The 7,208-nt window shown below is 66.0% G+C and carries 7 protein-coding genes; all 7 read right to left on the bottom strand.

Annotation, left to right across the window (positions count from 1 at the left end):
* Positions 1-74 precede the first annotated feature (74 nt).
* Positions 75-413: a TrbC/VirB2 family type IV secretion system protein gene (locus ACP56T_RS10820; RefSeq protein WP_430912113.1), complete on the bottom strand. Its 339-nt coding sequence runs from the start codon at positions 411-413 to the stop codon at positions 75-77.
* Positions 410-1,393 carry a P-type conjugative transfer ATPase TrbB gene (trbB, locus tag ACP56T_RS10815; RefSeq protein ID WP_242219574.1) on the bottom strand — a complete coding sequence of 328 codons (984 nt, stop codon included), beginning with the start codon at positions 1,391-1,393 and terminating at the stop codon, positions 410-412. Before trbB ends, ACP56T_RS10820 begins: the two co-directional genes overlap by 4 nt.
* A gap of 168 nt (positions 1,394-1,561) precedes the next feature.
* On the bottom strand, positions 1,562-2,011 hold the full coding sequence (locus ACP56T_RS10810) for a hypothetical protein (protein ID WP_045811390.1): 450 nt from the start codon (positions 2,009-2,011) through the stop codon (positions 1,562-1,564).
* A gap of 4 nt (positions 2,012-2,015) precedes the next feature.
* Positions 2,016-4,007: a conjugal transfer protein TraG gene (locus tag ACP56T_RS10805; protein WP_416418167.1), complete on the bottom strand. Its 1,992-nt coding sequence runs from the start codon at positions 4,005-4,007 to the stop codon at positions 2,016-2,018.
* Between the two features lie 26 nt (positions 4,008-4,033).
* Positions 4,034-5,773, bottom strand: coding sequence for a relaxase/mobilization nuclease domain-containing protein (locus ACP56T_RS10800; RefSeq protein ID WP_242219570.1), 1,740 nt, complete (start codon positions 5,771-5,773; stop codon positions 4,034-4,036).
* 243 nt (positions 5,774-6,016) lie between these two features.
* A complete protein-coding gene (locus ACP56T_RS10795) occupies positions 6,017-6,796 on the bottom strand; it encodes a lytic transglycosylase domain-containing protein (RefSeq protein WP_242219568.1) in 780 nt (259 codons plus the stop codon).
* Between the two features lie 3 nt (positions 6,797-6,799).
* Positions 6,800-7,147: a DUF736 domain-containing protein gene (locus tag ACP56T_RS10790; RefSeq protein WP_242219566.1), complete on the bottom strand. Its 348-nt coding sequence runs from the start codon at positions 7,145-7,147 to the stop codon at positions 6,800-6,802.
* Positions 7,148-7,208 lie beyond the last annotated feature (61 nt).

Genomic DNA, 7,208 nt, shown 5'->3' with positions numbered 1-7,208 from the left:
CAACGAGAGCTGGCGCTTCAAGAACCGCGCCTGAGGCCAGAACCTACGACGCCAAAGCTGGGCTTCGGATCAGCTCAGCCGCACCGTGCCGAGCTTGCGAAGGGGTCCCCATTGCACGCCGATCCTGGGTCCCGTTCCAACGCTTTTTGACAACCGAAGACGATCTGGATCAGCTTCCGGAAGCCGCCGGACGTGTCACCGAACGCCAGCGCCAGGCCAGTGGCGATAATGATGATGACGGCGACGATCTTGGCGACCGGCCCTTCGATGGATTCGAGGATTTTCTGGAGCGGTGCTTCCCACGGCATGGACGAGCCGGAGGCATGGGCGGCGGGAACGAGGACGAGGTTGATGTAGGTGAAGGCGGCGGCCGTCGCGGCATAGCGGCGAACGCGCATAGTGGTGCGGATCATGTTGGCGCTCCTGTGCGGTCAAGGGTTGCGGGGGTGATGGCGTAGTCGCCGTCCGGGCCGAGCCCTTCGACACGGGCGAGTTCGGCGAGCCGGCGCGCGGAGCCGCGGCCGGAGAGGACGGCAACGAGATCGATGGTCTCGGCGATCAGGGCGCGCGGGACCGTGACGACGGCCTCCTGGATGAGTTGTTCAAGGCGGCGCAGCGCGCCGATGCCGCTCCCGGCGTGGATCGTGCCGATGCCGCCGGGGTGCCCGGTTCCCCATGCTTTCAGGAGATCGAGAGCTTCAGAGCCGCGCACCTCGCCGATGGGAATGCGATCGGGGCGCAGGCGTAGCGAAGAGCGGACCAGCTCCGAGAGCGTGGCCACTCCATCCTTGGTCCGCATGGCGACAAGATTGGGCGCGGCGCACTGAAGCTCGCGGGTATCCTCGATGATGACGACGCGATCCGCCGTCTTGGCGATCTCGGCCAGAAGCGCATTGGTCAGCGTGGTTTTGCCAGTGGAGGTGCCGCCCGCGACAAGGATATTGGCGCGCGCCATCACGGCTGCGCGTAGCGTCGCCGCCTGGTCGGCGAACATGATTCCGGCGGCCACATAATCGTCGAGCGTGAAGATTGCGACGGCGGGCTTGCGGATGGCGAAGGTCGGTGCGGCGACAACGGGTGGCAGCAAGCCCTCGAACCGCTCTCCCGTCTCAGGAAGCTCGGCCGAGACTCGCGGGCTGCGCGGATGCACCTCGACGCCGACATGGTGAGCAACCAGCCGCACGATGCGCTCGCCATCGGCGGGCGACAGCGTCTCACCCGTATCGGCCAGCCCTTCGGAGAGGCGATCTACCCAGAGACGGCCGTCCGGGTTCAGCATGATTTCGACGACGACCGGGTCTTCGAGAAGATGGGTGATGGTCGAGCCGAGCGCGGTGCGAAGCATGCGCGCACCGCGCGCGAACGCCTCCGGCTTCTGGCTGATATTGGTCATTCCTGCCCCGCTTCCTGACGGGGCTGGAAAAGAGGGTCCCCGGATCGGGGTGATTAAAAGAGCCGCGAATTGAGCCGATTCAACAAGTATCGACCGTCGTAGCAGCGTGGCGTGCAAATACAGGAGAACGGCGGTCGGACGATGCTATTGATCCACGCGCGCTGAAGCCTATGGATCGCTCTCTGTCGCGTTCGGCGGCGACTCGCCGACATCTTCAACGATCTCCTGCCGAAGTTTCGGTCCCTGAGCCAAGCGCCGTCCAAGGGCCGCGATGAACGCCTCGTAGCGCTTCCCGACCATGGCGCGCGCTGCCTGGGCTGCGGGCTCGGGCAGCGCCGGCGTCGTGTTGAGCCAGAACCGGATGAATACGGCCATGGTCTCGACGGAGATCCCGATGTCGCGCTCCATGCGGTTGAGACGGCGATCGATCTGGTCGAGGCGTTTGGCGATCACTGCTTCACGCCGCTCCGCGTCGTCCGGCGACAGGAAGGACGCGATGGCGGCCTCGGCGATCAGGGAGAGCGGTTGTTCGCGACGGCCTGCATAGTCCGATAGCGTCGCCATGATGTCGGGGTCGAGATAGACGGAAATCGGCACCTTCTTCTTGCGTCCGGGCATGGTGCTACAACTCCATGCCGTCATTGGGATCGAGCGAGACCTGGCGGGCAACGCCGCGCATGACGCGGGTCAGCCGCTGGTTGCGCGCGGCTGCGTCCTCTGTGTCGTCAGGCAAATCGATCTCAAACTCATTGTCGATCGGCGCCTTCTTTTCGATGGGGTTCACCCGGTTGAGTTCGGGCTGATGCCGACGCTCGGACTCGGTGGAATCCTCTTCATCGTCACTGCTCGTCGTTGGCGCAGCGTTTTCGGTCATCTCCGGGCGCGCGGGGATCGGCAGCTTGCTCCAATCGTCGGGCCGACCTTCAGCAGGCCGCGCCAGTCCCGGCGGTGACATGATGCGTTCCTTGAAGCGGGCATCTTCATAGTAGCGCGCCTTCTTCGCCCGGATCGGCGGCGTCCCGGCGACCATGACGATCTCGTCGCTCGGCGGGAGCTGCATGATCTCGCCTGGTGTCAGGAGCTGTCGCGCGGTCTCCGAGCGCGACACCATTAAATGGCCGAGCCAGGGCGAGAGCCGATGCCCGGCGTAATTCTTCATCGCCTTCATCTCTGTCGCGGTTCCGAGCGCGTCGCTGACCCGCTTCGCGGTCCTTTCGTCGTTCGTCGCAAAGGAAACGCGCACATGGCAGTTGTCGAGGATCGAATTGTTCGGGCCGTAAGCCTTCTCGATCTGGTTTAGCGATTGAGCGATCAGAAAGCTTTTGAGGCCGTAGCCCGCCATGAAAGCCAGCGCGGACTCGAAGAAATCGAGGCGGCCGAGGGCGGGAAACTCGTCGAGCATGAGCAGCAGGCGATGCCGCCCGGCCTTCGCTTGCAGATCCTCGGTGAGACGGCGACCGACCTGATTGAGGATCAGGCGTATCAGCGGTTTGGTGCGGTTGATGTCGGACGGCGGCACGACAAGGTAGAGCGTGGTCGGGAGCTTGCCGCCCACCATGTCGCTGATCCGCCAGTCGCAGCGCCGCGTCACCTCGGCGACGACAGGATCGCGGTAGAGGCCGAGAAACGACATGGCGGTGGAGAGCACGCCCGAGCGTTCGTTGTCCGATTTGTTGAGTAGTTCGCGCGCGGCGCTGGCGATGACGGGGTGCGGCCCTGCCTCGCCGAGGTGGCTGGTCTTCATCATCGCGGCAAGCGTCGACTCGATCGGGCGCTTCGGATCGGACAGGAAAGCGGCGACGCCGGCCAATGTCTTGTCGTCTTCGGCGTAGAGGACATGCAGGATGGCGCCGACCAGCAGGGCATGACTGGTCTTCTCCCAATGGTTCCGCTTTTCGAGCGAGCCTTCGGGATCGACCAGGATGTCGGCGATGTTCTGAACGTCGCGGACTTCCCATTCGCCGCGGCGCACCTCGAGCAGCGGATTGTAGGCCGACGATTTGGGGTTGGTCGGGTCGAACAGCAGAACGCGGCCGTGCCGGGCGCGAAAACCGGCCGTGAGCTGCCAGTTTTCCCCTTTGATGTCGTGGACGATGGCCGAGCCCGGCCAGGTCAACAGGGACGGCACAACCAGGCCGACGCCCTTGCCCGATCGGGTCGGGGCGAAGCAAAGCACATGCTCGGGGCCGTCATGACGGAGATAGTCGCGGTCATAGCGGCCGAGCACGACACCGTCGGGACTGAGCAGGCCCGCGGCTTTCACCTCGTCCTTTCCGGCCCAGCGGGCGGAGCCGTAGGTCGCTGCGCTTTTCGCTTCGCGGGCGCGCCAGACCGACATGCCGATGGCGACGGCTATGGCGATGAAGCCGCCCGACGCCGAGATCATCCCACCCTTGGCGAAGACCTCCGGCGCGTAGGCGTCGTAGAAATACCACCACCAGAAGAACGCCGGCGGATAGTAGATCGGTAGGCCGAACAGGGAAAACCAGGGCGCGCCGAGCTGCGCCTGAAAGCCGAGGCTCCATGCGACATATTGCGTCGCCGCCCAGGTGGTGAGCAGCACGATGAGGAAGACGATGGCGATCTGGCCCCACAGGATTTTGGTCGCGGACATTGCTGCGGTCCTTTCTTCTTAGGTGATTAGAGGCCGAGCCCCCGCTTGCGGCCGAAGCTCCAGTCGATACCGCCGTCGCCTCGGGCGACCCCGGAGACGTGCTTGCCGAGCTGGCTTTCGAGGGACGGCGACCAGGGCACGAGCTGGAAGCCGAGGCCGTCATCGATCATCGCGAAGCGGCCGGATGCGAGCGTCATGCGCTGGCGATAGGTGCCGGCGACATATTCGCCATTGCCGGCCGCTTTGAACGGCTGGCCTGTCTCCTTCGCCAGCCGGTCGGCAACAGCGCCCACCTCGCGGCGGCGAAGCGTCTCGATCAGGTTGCGGCTGAAGATGACGCGGCGGCCTTGCTGCTCGGCGAGACCTTCGTGGACCAGATGCTCCGCCCGTTGTCGCATCGCGTGCCGCACCTCGGCGCCGAAGCCGCCCTCCGACATGGCGACGGGTTCGCGGGAGATGGATTGCCGGTCGAGCCAGGTCGCGCCCGAGGCGTTCACCTGATGCTGGAGATCGAGATCGGAGCGGACCGCGAGCGCGACGCGGCGTTCGCCGCGAGCATCTTCGAAGGTGCGCAGCTCGACGATCGAGCCCGGCGCGCTGTCCCCCGCCGCATCGAGATGCGGCAAGCGGATGTGGTGGGTCCGGCCATCGACGCCGTCGACCACGGCGTAGGCCGTTCCCTTCAGCTCGTCATCGAGGCCGCGCTCGACCAGACGGCCGATGACCGGCACATCGAGGCTTTCCCCTGCCAGGACGTAGTTGCCCGAGCCGCGGTCGATACCGCGTTCGGTGAGTGCGCGGTGCATGCGCTTGATGATGTCGCCGCGTTCGCCGAGCTGGCGCAGCGTCACCTCAGCCTGATCGTCGATCATCCACTGGCCAGGTCCGACTTCACTGGCGAGGCCGAGGGCTGCGAGTTTGCGCAGGCGGCCCACTTTCTCGACGGCGTAGGCGTCGGGCTGGCGGCCGACCTCCGGGGCGACATCGATGACGCCGATCTTTCCAGCGTCGCGGACAAGCTGCCGATCAAGCTGTGTCCAGCGCTCCGCCTCGATCTGGCGTTCGAGCGTGCGGCGAATATCGAGATCCGTGCGCGGGCCAAGCTCCTGTGTGATGAGGTCACGCGCGCGATCACGCATGCCCTCCTTGATGTAGTCGCGCGAGATCACGAGGTCCTGGCCGTCGTCGCGGACGCCGCGCACGATCAGATGGACGTGAGGATGCTCGGTGTTCCAGTGATCGACCGCGACCCAATCGAGCCGCGTGTCCAGATCCCTTTCCATCTGGCCGACAAGATCGCGGGTGAAGGACTTGAGGTCCGACATCTCCACGGCGTCGTCCGGTGAGACGATGAAGCGGAAATGATGGCGATCATCCTCGCATCGCCCGGCGAAGGCGCGGCCATCAGCTTCCTCCGTTCCCGGCCCGAACAGCCGGGCCTTTTCTCCGTCACGGGTCACGCCATCGCGGCGGAGATAATCGAGATGCGTGCCAAGCGGCGCGGTGCGGCCGGAGTGCCGCACGACGCGGGCCTTGATGACTGCGCCGCGCGTGCGCGCGGTGATGAGGCGGTTCGCCTGGATGCTGGCGCGCTGGCCGCGGCCGAAGCGCGAGCGATTGGCGGCAACGACGCGCCCGGAGCGCGAGACGCAGCCGCCCGCCTTCTTCGCAGCGGCCAGCGCCTGCGCGATGAAGGGCCGAGCCGACTGCGCGCGGGTTGACCGGATGCGCCCAGGCCGAACACGAAACTCGTGGTCATCGGCCATGACGCGAGGCCGCAATGTGCGAAAAATCGCGCTGATACAGGCAATTGGGCGTCAGGCGCACATTGCCGATGAGCACGGCAATGTGCGGAGCGCGCCAAAATATCCTGCAAAAACAACCGCCCGACCGCCGCGCAATGTGCGGCCTTTTATCCTGCCATCGTGCGGTTGTGATGCCTGCCTCTCCCCCTTGTGCCCTCCATGTCACGCAGGAATGCGACAGACTGCGACGGGTGCTTCCGCAGCTCATCGGGGCGCTCCACCGTCAGAGCGGGCGACAACGATAGCGGCGTTCGAGTCTTCGGCGGTATCGAGAGCGCGTGCCGCGATGGAGGAGCGGCTATCGTTCGACCGTGCGTTTTCCGATGGCGATGTTGCCGAACGAGCGTCGGCGGAACGCACGACGAAGAGCGGCGCTTCCCGCCAATCCGGCGGCGGTGGCGGCGCAACCGATGGCGCGCTCGCCGGCGATGTCGTGCCTAGCTGCGGAGCCAGCAGCGCGATGTAGGCGCGCGTTTCGGCGGGCAGGGCGCGGCCGGTCTGGACGTATTCGTCGTAGCGGCTAGGCCCCGCATTGTAGGCGCCGAGCATTGCGGGGATCGTGCGATAGCGGTCGAACATTTCGCGCAGGTAGGCAGCGCCTGCGAGGATGTTGTCGCGCGGGTCGTAGGGATCACGCCCGAGCCCATAGCGAACGCGAAGCGCGGCCCAGGTATCGGGCATGACCTGCATCAGCCCGAGCGCGCCAGCCGACGATACCGCGCGCACATCGCCGGCGCTTTCGGCGCGTTTGACGGCGACGATCCAGTGTTCGGGAATGCCGAAGCGCTGCGAGGCTTCGGTGACGAAGGCGGCGTGCGGATCGCCAGCGACCGTGCGCGCTGCCGACACAGACTGGGCAAGAGCGGCGTCCGTTGCACCTGCTGCGAGGGCCAGGCCGGAAAGGAGAAGGAAGACCATGCGCCGGACGGCGTAATGCCGCCCGCGCGCTTCCCGATGGCTTATCGCCGGACGTGGACCGGACATCGGTCAGTCCTTCCCGGCGCGGTCGCGCGGGCGCGACCAGTGCAGCGACCAGGCGTTCCCGGCGTCATCGTCGCGGAACAGATTGGCGCGGATCGGCTGCGGCAGCGCAGGGTCGTCGATCAGTACGGCAACGTATTCGCCCGCGCGCTCGCCGGTGCGTTTCCAGCCCGCGCCGATTTCGGGGCCGACTTCGGCTTTGCCATCGTCGCTGGCGTGAACGCGGTAATCCGGCGCGTTCTCGGCATCGGAGGGCTCTGCCGGCACGATGACGACATCGCGGAAGAGCGTGAACGTCTCCAGCTTGCCGGCGAAGCCCGTGTCCTGGCGCGTGAATTGACCAATCTGAGGCATGATGACTTCCCTTTGCGGCGACGTTGGGAAAGCCATCGGTGGGCGCCGCCCCCGCCGATGG

The sequence above is a fragment of the Methylobacterium endophyticum genome (assembly GCF_050591105.1).
Taxonomy (GTDB): Bacteria; Pseudomonadota; Alphaproteobacteria; order Rhizobiales; family Beijerinckiaceae; genus Methylobacterium.
Note: the sequence above shows the minus strand (reverse complement) of the source record. Positions and strands in the feature narration are given on the sequence as shown.